Origin of the sequence: Methanothrix sp. (genome assembly GCF_030055635.1) — an archaeon.
In the GTDB taxonomy this organism is placed as follows: Archaea; Halobacteriota; Methanosarcinia; order Methanotrichales; family Methanotrichaceae; genus Methanothrix_B.
Genome location: NZ_JASFYM010000001.1, coordinates 13,034 through 30,310, shown reverse-complemented (window position 1 = coordinate 30,310; position 17,277 = coordinate 13,034). Strand labels below are relative to the sequence as shown.

The following is a 17,277-nucleotide window of genomic DNA, read 5'->3' as shown; positions in this document are numbered from 1 at the left end:
TATGAAGGCGTTCGAGAAAGCCGCAGAGTCCGTAGCTAGGGCAGTTCTCCAGTGCGACAGGGTCGTCGTGGTCTCACATGATGACGCTGATGGCATATCATCTGCAGGCCTGATCTGCAACGCTCTCGCTCGCTCCGGGATTCCGTTCCAGGCCAGGCTGACGCAGCGTCTGAGTGCGGATATTGTTGAGGACCTTGAGCCGCCGATAGTGTTCTGCGACATGGGCAGCGGCCAGCCTGATGTGGTATCGGGAATAAAGGGCGAGGTCTTTGTGCTCGACCATCACAGGCCTGTCGGCTCTCTCGACTGCGTTTCCCTCAACCCCCACAACTTCGGCATCGACGGGGCATTTGAGATGAGCGCGTCAGGTGTCGTTTACTCTGTCGTGAGAAAGATGGGGGATAACAGGGACCTCGCAGGGCTTGCGCTTGTGGGCGCGATAGGCGACAGGCAGGCGATGATCGGCGCGAACAGGCTCATACTGGAGGAGGGGCTGGCCGCGGGAGCTGTCGAGGTGCGCCCGGGGCTCAAGATGGCAGAGGATGGCGAGATCTCGAAGGTCTTCGAGCGCTCCATCGAGCCGCTGCTCGACTTCACAGGAGATCCAGAAAGAGTGAGGGCGTTCCTGAGAGAGGTCGGCGTTGATGGGAAGGTGGAGGATCTCAGAGGCGAATCGCTCACGAGGCTATCAACCGCGCTGGTTCTCAAGCTTCTCATGCAGGGGAGCTTTGCTGCGGATTCTGTGATTGGAGAGGCGATACGGCTGAAGAGAGAGGTGGTCGAGAACGCCTTCGAGCTCGTTCTCCTCCTGAACGCGTGCGGCCGGCTTGAGAGGCCTGGAGTCGGCCTGACGCTCTGTCTGCGGGACAGTTCTGCGCTCCCTGAGGCGAGAAGGATCGCAGAGGATTACAGAAAGGAGATCCTCGCGGGCATCGATCTGCTCCGCAGGAACAATAAGGAGATGGAGAACATAAGGTACCTGATAGCAGAGAACCTCCACGGCGGCGGGGTCATAGCGGGTCTCGGCATAAGGTATCTGTACACCGACAAACCGCTCGTAGTTCTGAACAACAGAGATGGCACCGTCAGGGTCTCCGCCAGGGGCAACAGGCCCCTTATAAGAAGGGGGCTGGACCTGTCGGTGGCGCTGAGACAGGCCGCGGAGAGCGTTGGCGGAAAGGGCGGAGGGCACAGCATAGCAAGCGGCGCCTCGATACCGCCCGGCACCGAAGAGCAGTTTCTCCTGAAGCTGAACGAGATCATCGGTGGCCAGCTGAAGCGATGATATCGATGATATCTGTAAGGCTCATCTTCTCAGGCAGCGATGCACGCGAGATATCAGAGGCACTGGAGCCGGACAACCTGCCCAGCATGAAGGTCTCCCTGCATGATGACGAGATGACCATAGAGCTCAGCGCTGAGAGGATCGGCACGGTGCTGTCCACGGTCGATGATCTGCTTATGAACATCAAGGTGGCTGAGGAGGCAATTGGCTCCTCGGAGGTTTGAGATGAGATTTCACTTGGAGGCGAGCCTGAGGCTCAGCGGCGATGCCGCAAGGGCCGAGGGCGATCTCGCTGAGTTCTTCGAGAAACAGGCTGCGGACCTCCTGAAGAAGGGCGCGCCTGAGGGCATGGGCGCTAGGGTTGCTTTCTGGAGGATCGCGGAGGACCGTCTGGAGATAACGATAGAGAGCGACAGGTATGTGAGGGCGCATGATGCCCTTCTGAGGCTCAGAAAACCGCTGGCAGATCTGCTCGGCAGAAAGCACAGGCTGGGGATAAGGGGTATAGATGTCAGCAGGTTCGAGATAGAGATCGAGTCAGATCGCCCGATAACCCACAGGATCCCCTATGTGAAGGAGTCGAGATACGAGGATGGGCGCCTCACGCTCCTTCTGGGCGTCGAGGATCCTAAGCGCGGATGGACCTGGATGCTCGAGAACCGCATCCCTGACAGGATCGTCAATCTGCTCGAGGAGAAGCTCCAGAGCTACGGCGGAAAGGCCGAGCACTGGGAGCTGCTCTGGGAGAGCCCGCCGAGGGAGATCAAATTCAGTGGCGATCCCACGCAGGAGATGTTAAAACGGGGATGGATAAAGCACGGATCCGCGAGGGGCCAGTGGATACACGGCCCGCAGTCGACGCATCTCTTCAGGACCTTCGAGAGGATCGTTCTCGAGGAGATTCTTGTGCCTCTCGGATACAGGGAGATGATATTCCCCAAGCTCGACACATGGGATGTGTGGAAGAGGAGCGGGCATGCCCAGGGGGTATACCCTGAGATCTACTACGTGTGCCCTCCGAAGAGCAGGGACCCGGCGTTCTGGGAGGAGGTCATCGATTACTACAAGGTTACTCATGAGATTCCGCTCGATCTGATAAAGGAGAAGATCGACTACCCGATCGGCGGGATGTGCTATGCTCAGTGCCCCACATTCTGGGTCTTCCTCCAGGGGGCCACGCTCCCGAACGATGAGCTGCCCATAAGGGTGTTCGACAGGTCCGGAACGAGCCACAGATACGAGTCCGGAGGCATCCATGGCATAGAGCGCGTCGACGAGTTCCACAGGATCGAGATCGTATGGCTGGGCACGAAGCAGCAGGTCCTGGAGGAGGCGGAGCGGCTCAAGGAGAGGTACAGGCACATCTTCGAGGAGATACTGGAGCTGCGCTGGCGCATGGCCTGGGTCACTCCATGGTTCATGGCGCAGGAGGGCAGGACAGGCCTAGCCGAGATGGAGGGGGCCGGCACAATAGACTACGAGGCGCTGCTCCCGTACAGCGGCAACTGGATCGAGTTCCAGAACCTCTCTGTGAACGGGGAGAAGTACCCGAAGGGGTTCTCTGTGAAGTCGCAGAGCGGAGAGAGCCTGTGGAGCGGGTGCAGTGGAGTTGGTCTTGAGAGGTGGACGAGCGTCTTCCTCGGACAGAAGGGTCTGGATCCGGAGAACTGGCCAGAGGAGTTCCGGAAGAGGTTCGGTGAGATGCCAAGGGGATTCAGGTTCCTCTGACCCCGAAGCCATATTTTATTTTAGTATTTATATTTTCATTCTGTACAAGAGCAGTTGCTGTGTTGGATAAGCCATGAAAATCCGCAACCTGGAGACAATTTCAGGAACACGTGGGGAATAGAGCAGAATCGAAATCAAGAGATGTTATCTCGAAGGGATATCCAACACAGCAAGAGCGGTCCATGTCGCAGCATATTTTTATCAAAAGCATCACATCAAAATATGGGTTTTGGAATACTCATTTGTATCTGTGTGCTCCACCGCAATCGTTTGTGCAACAAGAGGCATGCTGCTCCAACCAGTTCACAAGATTTTAATCCGATGTGTGTCAATCCCTGTTCATGCTCACACTGGAGGAAGGAAGGAGGGCGGTCAGGCTGGCCAGGGAGGCGCTGACGGCTTACGTCAAAAGGAAGGAGATCATAAATCCGTATCTGCATGGAGTCTTCGATGAGAGGCGGGGCGTTTTCGTGACCCTTGAGAAGAACGGAGAGCTGCGTGGGTGCATAGGCTATCCCAGGGCAGTCCTCCCGCTTGGAAGGGCGATTGTGGATTCCGCGATAAACGCCGGCACGAGAGATCCAAGGTTTCCCAGGGTACGCCCGGAGGAGCTCGATGACATAACGATAGAGGTGACGGTGCTCACGGAGCCCCAGGTGATCGATGGCGATAAAAAAACGCTGCCTGAGCGGGTCCAGATCGGGAGGCACGGGCTGATCGTCACCAGGGGCATGTGCTCCGGACTGCTCCTGCCCCAGGTCGCGACAGAGTACGGCTTCGATTCGGTGGACTTTTTGTGCCAGACATGCCTGAAGGCCGGGCTTCCGGTTGACGCATGGCTCGATGATGATACTGTCGTGGAGTGCTTCGAGGCCCAGATATTCTCAGAGACCACCCCGAATGGCGATGTGATCGAGAAGAGGCTGCCCGCATGCGATACACAATGAGTGATGAGCAATGCTGGAGCTGATGATCCCCTTCCTCCTGCTCCTCGTAATCCTGCTGCTGGCCCTCCCTCTTATATTCATATACCTGTTCATACGCATCACCGAGGAGGCGTTCGAGCAGATCGGATTCGGCCACTGGCATGCGAGCCTGATGGTCTTCGGCTCGATAATCGGAAGCATGATAGACATCCCGCTGCACAGCGGTGTTATAACAACCTATCCGGCGTTCATGATCGATATGATGAACGCGATTCCTTCCGATATCCCTGTGAGCTTCCATCCGGTGCGTCTCCTGGTCAACGTCGGCGGATGCATTGTGCCGGTTCTCATAAGCATCGATCTGCTCAGGCGGCGGAGAGCTCCGATCTCCACAGCCATCTTTGGAGCAGTGGTCGTAGCATTCATCACGTACACGATGGCAGAGCCGGTACCGAATGTGGGCATAACTCTTCCAGTTTATGTACCTCCGGTATCGGCTGCACTGGTAGCAGTAATCCTCTGCAGAGGGTACAGAACCGCGCCGGCGATCGCTTATATCAGCGGATCGATCGGCACCCTTCTGGGCGCGGATGTGATGAACCTGCTCACACCAGGGGTTCTCCCAGCCCTTGCCCCTCCATCCGCGTACCCAAGACCTCTGGCACTCTCGATAGGCGGAGCAGGCATATTCGACGGCATATTTCTGACTGGGGTGATGGCTGTGCTCCTCGCATCCCTGGTCGTGTGTTTGCTGGGTGGCGGGAGCTGCAGATCCAGGAGGGTACCGGTATCATAGAACCTGTGTCATAACAGGCTGCCCTACACAGCAGCCTGGTGATCTCAGGAACCCATAGGCACTGCGAGATCGCCTATCGCATCGAGCTTTGATACGACTTCATGCGAAGTAAGATTAATATTACGTATATCCAAGACTTGCCCGATGAATTACGTCGATCAGGTTTACCTGCTTGTTGGGAAGGCAGTTGTGCTCGCTCTTATAATCTCACTTCTCCTCTCGCTCATCATCGCGCTGCTCGTCGGCATCTCCTTCAGGACCGGGCGTTATTTCCTGGCCAGGCCGATGCTCATAGGCATAAGCCTCCTTGAGAGCTTCGTCAAGGCGATATTCTGGCTGGCCCGTGCGGACGACAAGATCGTGGATGATGTCGGGATATCGCTGATGAACTACATCAACAGGGGCAAGTTCTATGCCACTCCTGTTGGGGAGAGGTTCGTCTTCATGCCCCAGTGCCTTCGATCTGTTGATTGCCCTGCAAAGCTCACGCCTGAGGGGATAACATGCGTGGGATGCGGCAGGTGCGGGATAGCTGAGGCGAAGAGGCTCGCTGAGTCAAGAGGGTACAGGTTTTTTGTTGTTCCGGGATCGAGTTTTATAAAGCGCATCATCCAGAGGTACCATCCGAAGGGCATAGTCGGCGTGGGATGCGAGATGGAGATAAAGGAGGGGCTCATCATGTGCCACAGCCATGGAATACCGGCCATAGGTGTCCCGCTGACCACAGCAGGCTGTGTCGCGACGACACTCAACTGGGATAGGCTGTACGATGTGCTCCTCCAGAGAACCGGCAGGGAGCCTGAGAGACATCATGCATGAGAGAGCAGGGCGCAGACTCCTGTCCTCAGGCCGGAGAGGAGGGTATCGGGTGGCCTGTACAAAACATGCAGGCGTGCTGATGAACGCATACCCATTTGCCACAGCACACAGCTGACTGGTATGCGGGAGCAGATCACAATTGCAACCAAAAACATTCTCCCGCGTCAGCACTTCGTCTTCACGCCCTCCTTTATGAGGTCTCTGCCCACCCCATTCCTCTTGGCTATGTAGCTCTTGAGCTTTATTCCGAGGAGGGCGGTGGCCATGGCCCCCATCGCGCACACCGCAAAGTACTGTATCGAGCTCAGAGGGGACATGCTGAAGTCCTGGGTGAAGTTCGCAAGTATCACTATGCTCGCGCCCCAGAATATGAGACCCGTTGCGAAGAGGAAGAATGGGTATGAGTACGTCCTTGGATCCTTTATACCCTCAAGGTGCATATCTATGAGCTTCCCGACGTTGGCGCAGATGCCTGCCGCGACGTACCACCAGACGCTGGCGTTTATGAAGAGCATCATCAGCGTGAGGTAGCCATACCATATCGGTCCTTTGTACGAGTACCACACATTCGCTATGCCCTGGATCGTGGCTATTATTATCAGCATCCCGGCAAGTATGTACGTGACGAATGATATCTTGCCTGCGTACAGCGATCCTCTCAGCGTCTTCTTCGTCTCGTCCAGGAAATCGTCCAGCCCGAGACCTCTGAACAGGAGGTACAGCCCGACAGAGCCTGTTATTGCTATGATCGCCCCGTTCGGATAGTTCAGCAGGTAGAATATGGAGAACATCAGCAGCGCCAGGCCGGGTGGGATGAATATCGTGTGGCTTATCTTCGGGTCTGTGAAGACCTGCTTCAGCAGGTAGTACGTGCTCTCGATGCTCGGATTCTGCTTGACCAGTATGCGCCTCACGCCGTCGACCTTTATCCTGGACTGGATGATCGGAAGTATCGCCTCATCCTCAGCGCCGTCCGATACGACAATTACAGACTTCGGGTCCAGACGCTCTATGAGATCTTCAAGCTGCTCTGCAAGCTTTCTGTCCGCGCTGAGACCGACCTTCTCGTCGCCGGTGATCGTCGCTATCTCGACAGATCGTTCTGCGGAGATCTCGTCATAGATCTTCAGCCCGCCGAAGATCGTGTTGGTGTCGGACTCCTCCGGATCAGCAAGCCCGAGAGCAAGAGCCGCATTCAGGTTCTCCTCCCTTCCAACCACGGGGCTCTTTATGCCGGCCTTCCGACCCAGATCGTCATCGCGGTCGATGCAGAGCACCAGTACGTCCATGATTCCACGTTGGGTAGAAATCTACTTAAATTATTCTATGTTCTGGAAGCGCTTTCCCCTCAGGCAGCGTATCACCATTTCTGGAGTCAATTCTGTTCTGCCTCATGCTGCTCGAATATCGGCCTCTCCGGCACCAGGTATATCGTCCAGAACGATAGAAGGGTGACGATCGCCTTCACAACGATGTTCGTCTGGAACATCTGGATCATCGCATCGAATCCGATTATTCCTGTGAATGCTATAAGCGGGAACAAGGTGCTGTCCACAGGTATTGATATCGCGTTGGACACCGCGACCCTGGCCCACTGTGGCCTGTTCCTGCCCCAGCCGGTGACCCAGAGGTGATATATCTGGGTGTCGATGAGCTCTGCTATGACCATGGTGATCACTGAGCCGAGAACTATCCTGAGCTGGAGGGAGAATATGGACTGCCACCAGGGGCCTCCGGATGTCTCGAATATCCCGAAGAGGAACTGCCACGCAGCCTGCCCTCCATTCGCGGCCCATTCAGGCTCCGCTGGCATCAGAACCACTATCTGAAAGTACAGGGCTGCCAGAAGGTTGATAAACGCGCTCAGCCAGATCGTGGTGATGGCAGCTCTCTTACCGAGCTGCTTGTGTATCAGGTCCCTCCATGTGAAGGTCATGGAGTATATGAAGCCGGCATCCATGACGAGCCTCCCGAAGTAGGTGACCTTTGTCGCGGCTATGTTGCCGGCCAGCGAGAAGAATATGTAAAGCCCGCAGAGTACAATCGCAGCCTGTGTTTTATCGATGCGGATCCTGGGGCCAGATGGTCTCCATGCAGGGTCATGCGATAAACGGAGTTTTTCATCGACTGGATCTCTGCCAGATCGAACATCATGGCTCACTCTTCATCCACCTTCTCTTGAGCGCGCTGAACCTCCCATCTCTTATCGATCTCCGTATCGACTCCATCAGCCTGAGCATGAAATACACGTTATGTACGGTGGCAGCCCTGAAGTAGGAGAGCTCGTTCGAGATGTAGAGGTGCCTGAGATATGCCCTGCTGTACATCCTGCATGTCGGACATCCACATCTCGGATCCACCGGTCTTTTATCGTCCTTGAAGCTCGACGACTTGATGCTTATCCTGAACTTGTTTTCCAGGCATCCTCCAGATGCCGGGGATATGTACAGGTTGCCTCTGCGTGCGATTCGTGTCGGATGGACGCAGTCGAATGTATCGACGCCCCTCTCGACGCACTCGAAGATATCCGGGATCTCCCCGATTCCAAGGAGATGTCTCGGCCGCTCATCCAGCCTGGGAACCACCCAGTCAAGAACCTGGTGCATGTCCGCCTTGCAGTTTCCGAGTGAGCCGCCGATCGCGATGCCGTCGAACGGCAGCGACCTTATGAAATCCGCGCTCTCCCTGCGGAGGTCCTCGAACCATCCCCCCTGTATGATGCCGTATATCGCCTGTCTCCTGTCGTGATGCCTCAAGGACTGGACAGCCCAGCGGTGGGTCCTCTCCATCGCCTCTCTGGTGTAATCATAATCGGAGAGGGGAGATGTGCATTCATCGAACGCCATTACGATATCAGATCCGAGCCTGCTCTGTATTCTCATAGCGCTCCTGGGGTCGAGAAAATGCCATCCGCCATCGATGAGGGACTTGAAGGCCACCCCCTCATCCGTGATCCTCGTCAGGTTCTCCCTCCGCTCTGCAGATCGTCTTCCATGCGGGAATATGCTTCCAATCTTGCTTATGTTGTGCTCTCTTCCCAGTCCCAGTGAGAAAGCCTGGAACCCGCCTGAGTCTGTGAAAATAGGGCCATCAAACGACATGAACCTGTGCAGCCCGCCCAGTCTCCTGATGAGGTCCTCTCCGGTTCTCAGGTGCAGATGATATGTGTTTGCGAATATCGCCTGCACACCAAGAGCCCTGAGATCATCTGATCCGAGAGCCCTGACAGATGCCACTGTTGCCACAGGAATGAACTGGGGCGTCTCTATATGCCCCCGGCGCGTCCTGATCACCCCAAGCCTCGCACGCGTCATCCTTGACCGCTTCAGGACCTCGAAGGAGAAATGCTCTGACATCTGCAGCTCTTCCCAACAGGTTTTGCTGAATCACATGGAGCTCATTATAAGCTATTTAGCACTTCGCGTTGTGCGACTGAATTCCAGCGGTATGTACTGATAAGAAGTCAGCGACAGAAAAGATCGAAGACTGTGCCGCATTATGTGGCGTCAGCGGCCAAAGTCTGAAATCAGCCTCTTTGACCTCCAGAAGTTTAGGATCACCAAGAGTTGCCTGGTACTCATGTCAGAGGCTAATTTGTTCTTGGCTCATCCAGGCGAATTATCGGAAAGCTGGATTGAGCCGGATTTTCGGTACCGGTGAAGCTTCATTTTTCGCCATTATCACTATTCCGCTAATTCGCCTGGATGAGCTTTGTTCTTAACGTTTATGGCAATTACTGAGACCTCAGTCGCATGTAAAAAGGATGCCAGAGCCATCGCGCGGCTCATGCACTTTTTCTGACCTCCTCCAGAGCCTTCTCTCCCATACTCATGTACTCCTCCTCGCTCATCAGCGGTCTGCTCACAGTTTTGAGGAGGCTCTCTGATATTCGCCCTGTCCTAACGAGCTCTCTGCCAGCATCCCTTGCGGCCCTGACCACATCTTCAATTGCCCCCTCGGGCATGTACCTCATCGCCTCTGCACCCGGGCGCAGGAGCGCGGCGACGAACTCCGCTGCATCAGGCATTGAATATATCGCCCTCATCTGTACGAGTATGGGATCGAATGCCCCGATCTCCCACGCGCCACAGGATGAGACCAGCACTACCTTCTGCTTCTTCTTCGGCACCGTGCCTGGAACATGAAGCGGTAGCTGCCTGTCCATCAGGTTCTTGAGCGGGCCGGTAACTCCGGAGAAGTACACAGGCGTGGCCCAGACTATCACATCGGCCTCCTCGAACTTCGGATAGAGCATCTGCATATCGTCATTCTGGCCGCACCTTCCAGGGTTCCTGAACCAGCAGCTCATATCTCCGTTGCACGGCCCGATCTTGAGCTTCCTGGTGTGGAAGAGCTCCACATCAGCTCCCTCTTCCCGCATGCCATCCAGGAACGGATTCAGTATGCGAGCAGTGTTCCCCGCATCCATCTTGGGGCTTCCGTTTATGGCGATTACTTTCATAATTTTCCTCTATGCAAAGAAGACACCTAAAAAGTATTTAAAGACATCCGCACTCGCCAGCACGAGCGCGAGCTTGAGTCTGGTCGTGAGCCTGGTGGCCTCTATCCTCACCTCTCCCTTCTCTTTAGCATCCTTGAATGCCGCCACAGGGTCGCTTGAGGATACCACCCTCTGGATCGTGCTCTCAGAGGTGTCTATGGTTATCGTCGGATCAGCTATTCCGCCAGGATACGACGCCACTATGCGCCCCTTGAGCGTCTCCAGACCGAGCATGTAGAGTGTGCCGTTATTGAGGAGTATGTTGATCTCAACCCTCTCGCTTCCGAGCAGCTCCCTCAGCGCCTGTGGCGCCTGATCTATATTGCTGTTGTATCTATCAATATACATCTGTGGTGATGTGTTCTCGAAAAGCGCATCTGCCGTGCCCAGCACCAGCAGGCATGCCAGGAGAAAAAGGACATATCGCATGAGATGAAATCTGACTGCTGGAATAAATGCTTTCCGAGCCAAGAAGGAGCCCGTCCTATGAAACTTGGCGATACTGGCAGGATCGATCACAAGTACAGAAAGGGATTAGTGATACATGCAGGCGATCTAACTGATGTGAAAATGCCCAATAACATGGATGCATGCGTGAGCGTTGCAAGAGTGTTATATACAGAGTGGAGGCTCCATGGAGGTGCTGGTGATCGAGGAAATTACCGTGATAAATCTTCAATCTTAGCTATGCGTCGCCATACATGCTCGGCCCAGTAGAAGCGCTGCTGAAAGTCTGAGAGGGTGTTTCATTTGGATCAGGAAAAGAGGTACCTTGTGGCCCTGCCGTTCAAGAAGCGCGGGAAGAGCAGCCTGAAGATAAGCGACTTCATATTCGTGCTCTCGCTGGACATGAAGTGGGGGCCTCCAGAAAATGTCCGGGCTCTTCTGATGGAAGCTGAGAGGGAAGGCCTGGTTCGCATCGATGGAGATGTGGTGCATTCCAACAGGGATATCGATGTACCTGTTGGGTTCAAACCCGCCCCTGCAGAGGGCATCTTCGATCGGGCGGTCAGAATGATATCTTCGAAGACAGGCATGAGCCGGAAGGAGATCATCGCGATGATAAACGAGCGGCAGGACTCGCTCCAGAGGCTTGTCGAGCTGGATGCGGTTGCACTTCTGGTGGCGAGAGAGCTCGAGATCGATGTATCTGATCTGGCCCGGGAGGCGTATCAGAACCTGATCTCCTCCAGGGATGCTGCCTAGCTCCTGTATGTACGACCTCATAGTGATAGGTGGAGGGCCGGCAGGCGCATCTGCAGCTCTTGAGGGCGCCAGGCTCGGCCTGCGGGTTCTTCTCATCGAGAAGGAGACTTTCCCGAGGTACAAGCCGTGCGGCGGTGCTCTCTCAGAGAGAGCAAGATCGTACCTCGACTTCAGGATTCCTGATGAGGTTATAGATGCTGAGGTCTCCCGAATACGGATATTCTTCAGGGATCGCTGCGCTGAGATCTCCAGATCTGAAAGGCTCTCAACGCTTGTCACCAGAAGCGTCTTCGATGAGATGCTCGTGAGAAGGGCGGAGGAGGCTGGAGCAGAGGTCCTGTTCGGAAGGAGGGCCAAGGAGATATCGGAGATGGGGGAGTGCGTCCGGATCAGAGCAGGTGCCATCCATGAGGGCAGGCTTCTGGTGCTGGCTGATGGTCACACGGGCATGCTGGGCAGGAAGATACGCTCCAGAGATGAAACGACCGGTGTGTGCCTGGTCTCAGAGGTGGCTGCCGAAGACACCGATGATTTTATGGAGATGCACTTTGGGAAGGCAGATATGGGCTACGCCTGGGTCTTCCCACACGGAAGCTACCACTCGGTCGGCGCTGGCGGTCTTCGATCCTCGAACATAAGAGGGATCCTTGAGGAGCTCATGAGGGCCAGGGGATTCCGCGGCAGGATCCATGGCCACACGATCCCGCTCTCAGGGCCGTCCAGATACCTTGGGGGCAGAAGAACAATGCTCTGTGGCGACTCGGCCGGCATGGTGGATCCCTTCACAGGAGAGGGGATCGCCTACGCTGTGAGGTCCGGCCAGATCGCAGCAGATGTAGCAGCTGAGCATCTCAGCGATGGATGCGATCTTGTGGAGTATCAACGCAGGTGCAAAAGTGAGTTCGGAGACGATCTCAGAGCGTCACTTCTTCTGGCCCGCATCATGCACCGCTTTCCGGATCTGCTATTCAACATGTTCATGGATGACAGATCGCTTCTGGAGAGATACATAGACATACATGCTCATGGCCTCAGCTACAGGAGCTTTTTAAGATGGCTCGCGCCGAGAGCTCCAGCAAAGCTCATAGCATCGATGATCTCGAGGATGGTTTAGAGCGGACAGCTCAAAGATGAGTCGCTGGATAGAATCACTGAATCACTCTGCTGGAATCAACAGCCAGAGATGAGATCTCCATAGGCTCATCCCCTGTGATTCGATGGGCGGCGATCTAACAAAAAAGTCTGTTGCTAGTTGGAGTTACCAGAGCCTGCCCTCCGAATATTCGGCCGCATGAGCCAGTTATATGCTGGTTCTACCGGCAGTACATCTCCCGTCGGTTCTTTTGCTGAACTATCATAGAGTCCAATGCATCATTCAAGCCCTTAGTTTGTGACCCCCTTTGCTACGGTTCGACCCAGGTGGAAACACCTTTCCAGAGCTTTTGCATCTGGCACCTGGACAACGCTGAGGCCCGGCTCAATCACGTTCATGCCGAAAGACTTCATTTTTTCGATGAGCGTCGGAACCCCAACATCGTGCCAGCCGTAAGATCCAAAGGCCAGCCCTACCTTACCCTTCAGGTCTACCGACGCCAGCTTTTCTAGAACTGGGTCCATAGCTCTGTTCAGTTTGCCGTTATATGTAGACCCTCCTAGAAGTATTGCCGACGCCCCCTCTATATCCTCCGGTATTTTTGCATCGTATGCGTCCTTCAAGACCACTTCGACACCTTCAATCGTCTTCGCACCCTCGGCTATCGTCTCTGCCATCTTTTTGGTCCTGCCAAGGCCGCTTGCGTAGATTATCGCAATTTTCGCCAAGAGAATCCCCCATTAGAAATTTGCAACATGCTATAAGTAATTTGGCTTTTGTCGGCATTTCTATATTATTCCTCATAAGTTTATATAATATTGTATGTTACATAAAATAGTCTATAAATCACGAAATACATGTTAAATTTTAAATTTATTTATATAAAGCTACGCAGTGGACTATAAATAGGTAGTTTACCTAAGACGTGTGGATAAGCGCAAAAGCAATATTTCAGGCGATTCATAGCCATCAACCCTGCTTTATGGCGTTGTACAAGTATTAATGTCCCAGGATGTCGATTTCCATGCCGACATTGTTCAAAATAGACACATCGAAGGGAACCGGCAGATCGAGATCAACTCAACGAAGGCAGAGTACATTAAGTAACCCAAAGAGATCCTCTCGATTTGGAAAAAAACTTCCCTCACAGAACATGCGGTGATATCCATATCATAAAAATGATGATCTAATCCTGTTTATAATCTAATCCACATAAAATGGATAGGCCTCCCATAAATCTGGATGCTGCCGCTGCGGATTCCAGTTAGACAGGTACGCGGCCCAGAGATGCTGGTCCCAAAAAAGTCCTTGAGATGAGCTGGTATCCATGAAGATGAGCTGGTATCCATGATATGCCTGAGATGCGGATGCTGCTGCATCCACCTTGACGTCGCTGTTCCGAACCCGGATGCGATAAGGCCTGATGGCACTCTCGACACAGCCCACAGGATGCCTGTGATATTCAAGAGAGCCGGGGAGCCATGCCCCCATCTCACATTTGCAGATGGTGTGGCTGTTTGCAGGATACACGAGATGGAATGCTACAGAGGATCGCCGTGCGATCTCTTCGAGCTGATGGGGCCGCCGGAGAGCATATGCGTGCTGAATGCGTATTTCAGAGAGTGTTTCGAGAAGGAAGGGGCGCGCCGCATCTGAGATGCGTTGTGACTACATTGCATATACGTAACACCAGCTGAGCAGTCCGCAGATGCGATGGAGGCCGACTTTAAGTAGATATGGATGAATTTCGATGAAGTCACAGACAGTCAATGCAGGAAGGATACCGTTGAATGACAAGAGAATAGTTGTAACAGGCGGCGCCGGATTCATAGGATCCAACATCGCCCGGGCACTCTGTGAGGAGAATGATGTCACAGTCATCGATAACATGAGCACGGGCCGGCGTGCGAACCTGTGCGGGTTGGAGGAGCGCATAAGGCTTGTGGAATGCGATATCAATGATATCAAGATGCTGAAAGAAGAGTTTGAGTCCGTGGACTACGTGCTCCATCAGGCCGCTCTTCCATCGGTACAGCGATCGATAATGGATCCCATGACGACGAACAGGAGCAACGTCGATGGCACGCTCGCCGTGCTTGTTGCTGCAAGGGATTGCGGCGTGAATAGGGTTGTGTTTGCATCATCATCAGCTGTTTACGGAGACTCTCCGGAGCTCCCCAAGCGGGAAAGCTCGGTTCCGAGGCCGATGAGCCCGTATGCGGTGACGAAGCTGGTGGGCGAGCATTACTGCAGGGTGTTCCATGAGATATACGGTCTTGAGTGCGTCTCTCTCAGGTACTTCAATGTCTTCGGCCCAGGCCAGGATCCGGCATCAGAGTACGCAGCTGTCATCCCTAAGTTCATCGATGCTGTGCTATCAGGCAGCCAGCCTGTTGTCTACGGCGACGGAGAGCAGACGAGGGATTTTGTATATGTTAAAGATGTCGTGCGGGCGAACATTCTAGCGTGCATATCTCCAAGAGCGTCCGGTCTCGCAATCAACATCGGCACGGGATATGCCACAAGCCTGAACCGCCTGCTCGATGCCATACGCAAAATCCTGAAGAGGGAGATCAGACCCATCTACACGGAGCCACGCCCCGGCGATGTGCGGAATTCCGTGGCCGACATCACCCTCGCCAGAGAGGTGCTGGGATATGTGCCAGAATACAGGCTAGAGGATGGTCTGAGGGAGATGCTGGAACGCCTGCCTGAATGAACAAGCATTCTGCGGACACCCTCAACTCAGCAGGTTTAATATGTTAGCATGCATGATATAACAAAGCTTAAACTCTGGGCTGCATGCAACTGTATGAGAGCTCACAGGCTCGCAGCAGCATGCGGTTTCTGTCCGGTGCTCTTGCTGAACGCCAGCGCGAAGAGCCACTCGCTCAGCTTCGGGCACCGCTCCGGCACGCACTCATCGGTGCATCCTGCGCACGGATCGAAAATATCAGATGCCATTAGTGGGGTGAATCGATCGGTGCACGCTGGTCGCTCGACCGCCCTGAGCCGGTACGTCCTGACACCGTCAGCGAGCTCCTCCTCCCTTGTTATCAGCCCATCCTTGAGCAGCTTTGCGACTATCCGTGAGCACTTTCGCGAGTCGATTCCCAGGGCCTTCCAGAGATCGCTCTGGAGAACTCCATCCGGATTGGATCTGATATACTCCAGCGCTTCCTCTATCATCACACCCTCCCCCGATTCTACTCAACCGGGCTTATCAGTATTATGTTGTTGCCTCTCAGAATCACAGACCCCAGAGACCTTGTCCTCTCTCCATTGACGATCTCAACGGTCTCCAGGAGGTGCAGGTTGAGATACTCATCCACGCTGTTGAGTATGCCCTCGAGGACATGCCTCTGAGAGCCCTTCATCTCAACCTGTATCTTGGTGCCTATAAGGGACTGGACCTTCTTATTCGGGTACACAGATATTACCTCGTAGCAGTTCTAGTTCAGATCAGAATGCTTTTAAGCAGTTGATGAGGCGGTAGAGCTATACAGCCTCTACAGCCTTCACACCTGATACGTTCTTTTTAAGCTCACGCTCCACGAAGTTCTTGAGAGTCATCTGGGAAAACGGACACCCTGCGCAGCTCCCCGTGAGCTTCACATACACGACGCCATCTGTTATATCCACAAGCTCTACATCCCCACCCTCTATTCTGAGCAGATTCCGTATGGACTCAAGGGTGGACTCGACCTCTTCCTTCATGCTCTGCATTAAACTTAATCTCCTCTGACCTTTATCGATGTCACTGGTTGGATGATCACTGTGAACCTCTTTCCCTTTAAACCTTGCTCCAGGCTCTGAACAAGACGCTCACACCTGTTCGAGCTGACGACGGTATTCACCATAACCCCTGGCTCGGAGAAGTTCCTGATCGCATCAAGCGTCATCTCTGGATCCTCCCTGAGACGGAAATCCTTCCAGACCCTGGGAGACATGCCCCTGTACTCATAGATGTAAAAGCCAGTAATTCCCACTTCTGTGAGGATGTTCATGACCTTGAGGAGATGCTCGTGGTCGATAAAAACCTTCACCATGCTCTTCATGTGAAGACTGTTATGAGACGAATGCATAAATAGGTTGCCTTTTGTGGAATGGATTCCTCCAAATAAAACATAGCATGATATAAAATTAAATTTATCTCGGAATTGCCAGCACGTCGATTACAATAAACTTCATTTGTGGCTCATGTGGTCGAATCGTCGGAGAGGCGGACTCAGATAACCTCAACCATCAGCAGTTGACGCCGCATAGCAGTTGACGCCACATCTTTATGCAAGGTTACTGATCCGCTGAATCACGGGGATGAGCCTCCTTTGTTTATCTTCCCAGCTCGCCTATAACCACGCTGAAGAGGCCTCTCGCCTCCGGCGGGTCTCTGGTCGTGCCCGCTGTTATCCTCTCCTCCGGATACCCGAGATCTCTGAGAACAACCACATCCCTGTGGAGTCCCGTATCCTCCAGGTACCTGCAGAGCGCATCCAGATCCGTGGAGTCGTCAGCTAGCAAAAACACGCATCTCCCGTGCCTAAGCTCGAACGCGACAGCCTCTGGATCCATCCTGCGGCCGTGAAATGTTATCGGCACGACCCTTAAAAGGCTCAGGCCGAGGCGCGCGCATGCAACCTGCATGCTTGATATTCCAGGGATCACATGCCCCCCGAGATATCCGAGGCCGCTGAGCATTGGATCTCCGGTTGAGAGGACAACAGCATCGTCCGGCAGGCTCCGCAGCGATCTGTAATCCCTGATGACCCTGACATCGCACCCGGGCGGTATATGTTCTCCCGCCAGGGCTATCGCCCGCTCCGATCCGTATATGAGCTTCGCTGATCTTATCGCCTCGATCGCCTCCAGCGTGATCATACCAGGACCCGCTCCAACGCCCACGATCTTCATGACACTCAATCT

At 54.2% G+C, this 17,277-nt stretch carries 21 protein-coding genes; 10 read left to right on the top strand and 11 right to left on the bottom strand.

Annotated features, from left to right (window positions below):
- The first annotated feature begins 1 nt into the window (after position 1).
- The 6 genes from QFX31_RS00165 (at position 2) to QFX31_RS00140 (ending at position 5,554) form a co-directional block, all read left to right on the top strand.
- A complete protein-coding gene (locus QFX31_RS00165; RefSeq protein WP_348530141.1) occupies positions 2-1,285 on the top strand; it encodes a DHH family phosphoesterase in 1,284 nt (427 codons plus the stop codon).
- A 5-nt stretch (positions 1,286-1,290) separates the two neighbouring features.
- Positions 1,291-1,509: a KEOPS complex subunit Pcc1 gene (locus tag QFX31_RS00160; protein WP_348530140.1), complete on the top strand. Its 219-nt coding sequence runs from the start codon at positions 1,291-1,293 to the stop codon at positions 1,507-1,509.
- Between the two features lies 1 nt (position 1,510).
- A complete protein-coding gene (locus tag QFX31_RS00155) occupies positions 1,511-3,013 on the top strand; it encodes a serine--tRNA ligase (RefSeq protein ID WP_348530139.1) in 1,503 nt (500 codons plus the stop codon).
- A gap of 341 nt (positions 3,014-3,354) precedes the next feature.
- Complete coding sequence (locus tag QFX31_RS00150) at positions 3,355-3,960, top strand: TIGR00296 family protein (protein WP_348530138.1); 606 nt, start codon at positions 3,355-3,357, stop codon at positions 3,958-3,960.
- A 10-nt stretch (positions 3,961-3,970) separates the two neighbouring features.
- Positions 3,971-4,735, top strand: a complete 765-nt coding sequence (locus tag QFX31_RS00145) for a DUF1614 domain-containing protein (RefSeq protein ID WP_348530137.1) — start codon at positions 3,971-3,973, stop codon at positions 4,733-4,735.
- A gap of 144 nt (positions 4,736-4,879) precedes the next feature.
- Positions 4,880-5,554 (top strand): DUF116 domain-containing protein, encoded by a 675-nt coding sequence (locus tag QFX31_RS00140; RefSeq protein ID WP_348530136.1) that lies wholly within the window; start codon positions 4,880-4,882, stop codon positions 5,552-5,554.
- Between the two features lie 164 nt (positions 5,555-5,718).
- On the opposite strand, the gene QFX31_RS00135 is transcribed toward QFX31_RS00140, so the two are convergent.
- From QFX31_RS00135 to QFX31_RS00115, 5 genes are all read right to left on the bottom strand, one after another.
- The gene (locus tag QFX31_RS00135; RefSeq protein WP_348530135.1) at positions 5,719-6,843 is read right to left on the bottom strand and encodes a DUF373 family protein; all 1,125 of its coding nucleotides are present in this window, start codon (positions 6,841-6,843) and stop codon (positions 5,719-5,721) included.
- 86 nt (positions 6,844-6,929) lie between these two features.
- Complete coding sequence (locus QFX31_RS00130; protein ID WP_348530134.1) at positions 6,930-7,715, bottom strand: VUT family protein; 786 nt, start codon at positions 7,713-7,715, stop codon at positions 6,930-6,932.
- On the bottom strand, positions 7,705-8,910 hold the full coding sequence (gene tgt / locus QFX31_RS00125; protein WP_348530133.1) for a tRNA guanosine(34) transglycosylase Tgt: 1,206 nt from the start codon (positions 8,908-8,910) through the stop codon (positions 7,705-7,707). The genes QFX31_RS00130 and tgt overlap by 11 nt, the downstream gene beginning before the upstream one ends.
- Positions 8,911-9,338: 428 nt before the next feature.
- Entirely contained in the window at positions 9,339-10,016 is a 678-nt protein-coding gene (locus tag QFX31_RS00120) for a flavodoxin family protein (RefSeq protein WP_348530132.1), read from the bottom strand.
- A 9-nt stretch (positions 10,017-10,025) separates the two neighbouring features.
- Positions 10,026-10,484: a hypothetical protein gene (locus QFX31_RS00115; protein ID WP_348530131.1), complete on the bottom strand. Its 459-nt coding sequence runs from the start codon at positions 10,482-10,484 to the stop codon at positions 10,026-10,028.
- 312 nt (positions 10,485-10,796) lie between these two features.
- On the opposite strand from QFX31_RS00115, the gene QFX31_RS00110 reads away from it, so the two are divergent.
- Positions 10,797-11,261, top strand: coding sequence for a DUF2240 family protein (locus QFX31_RS00110; protein ID WP_348530130.1), 465 nt, complete (start codon positions 10,797-10,799; stop codon positions 11,259-11,261).
- Between the two features lie 7 nt (positions 11,262-11,268).
- Positions 11,269-12,375, top strand: a complete 1,107-nt coding sequence (locus QFX31_RS00105; RefSeq protein WP_348530129.1) for a geranylgeranyl reductase family protein — start codon at positions 11,269-11,271, stop codon at positions 12,373-12,375.
- A gap of 269 nt (positions 12,376-12,644) precedes the next feature.
- Here the strand turns inward: QFX31_RS00105 and QFX31_RS00100 are convergent, their stop codons facing one another.
- Positions 12,645-13,082: a flavodoxin domain-containing protein gene (locus tag QFX31_RS00100; RefSeq protein WP_348530128.1), complete on the bottom strand. Its 438-nt coding sequence runs from the start codon at positions 13,080-13,082 to the stop codon at positions 12,645-12,647.
- A 619-nt stretch (positions 13,083-13,701) separates the two neighbouring features.
- Between QFX31_RS00100 and QFX31_RS00095 the strand changes: the two genes are divergently transcribed.
- Positions 13,702-14,010, top strand: a complete 309-nt coding sequence (locus QFX31_RS00095) for a hypothetical protein (RefSeq protein ID WP_348530127.1) — start codon at positions 13,702-13,704, stop codon at positions 14,008-14,010.
- A 94-nt stretch (positions 14,011-14,104) separates the two neighbouring features.
- Entirely contained in the window at positions 14,105-15,073 is a 969-nt protein-coding gene (locus QFX31_RS00090; protein ID WP_348530126.1) for an SDR family oxidoreductase, read from the top strand.
- A gap of 101 nt (positions 15,074-15,174) precedes the next feature.
- Here QFX31_RS00090 and QFX31_RS00085 read toward each other — a convergent pair whose 3' ends face one another.
- The 5 genes from QFX31_RS00085 to QFX31_RS00065 form a co-directional block, all read right to left on the bottom strand.
- Positions 15,175-15,543 (bottom strand): MarR family transcriptional regulator, encoded by a 369-nt coding sequence (locus QFX31_RS00085; protein ID WP_348530125.1) that lies wholly within the window; start codon positions 15,541-15,543, stop codon positions 15,175-15,177.
- A 17-nt stretch (positions 15,544-15,560) separates the two neighbouring features.
- Positions 15,561-15,785 carry an LSM domain-containing protein gene (locus tag QFX31_RS00080; protein ID WP_296610313.1) on the bottom strand — a complete coding sequence of 75 codons (225 nt, stop codon included), beginning with the start codon at positions 15,783-15,785 and terminating at the stop codon, positions 15,561-15,563.
- 67 nt (positions 15,786-15,852) lie between these two features.
- A complete protein-coding gene (locus QFX31_RS00075; RefSeq protein WP_348530124.1) occupies positions 15,853-16,080 on the bottom strand; it encodes a NifU family protein in 228 nt (75 codons plus the stop codon).
- Between the two features lie 5 nt (positions 16,081-16,085).
- Positions 16,086-16,412 carry an MJ1244 family protein gene (locus QFX31_RS00070; protein WP_348530123.1) on the bottom strand — a complete coding sequence of 109 codons (327 nt, stop codon included), beginning with the start codon at positions 16,410-16,412 and terminating at the stop codon, positions 16,086-16,088.
- Between the two features lie 274 nt (positions 16,413-16,686).
- Positions 16,687-17,265, bottom strand: a complete 579-nt coding sequence (locus QFX31_RS00065) for a cobalt-precorrin-7 (C(5))-methyltransferase (protein WP_348530122.1) — start codon at positions 17,263-17,265, stop codon at positions 16,687-16,689.
- Positions 17,266-17,277: the final 12 nt, after the last annotated feature.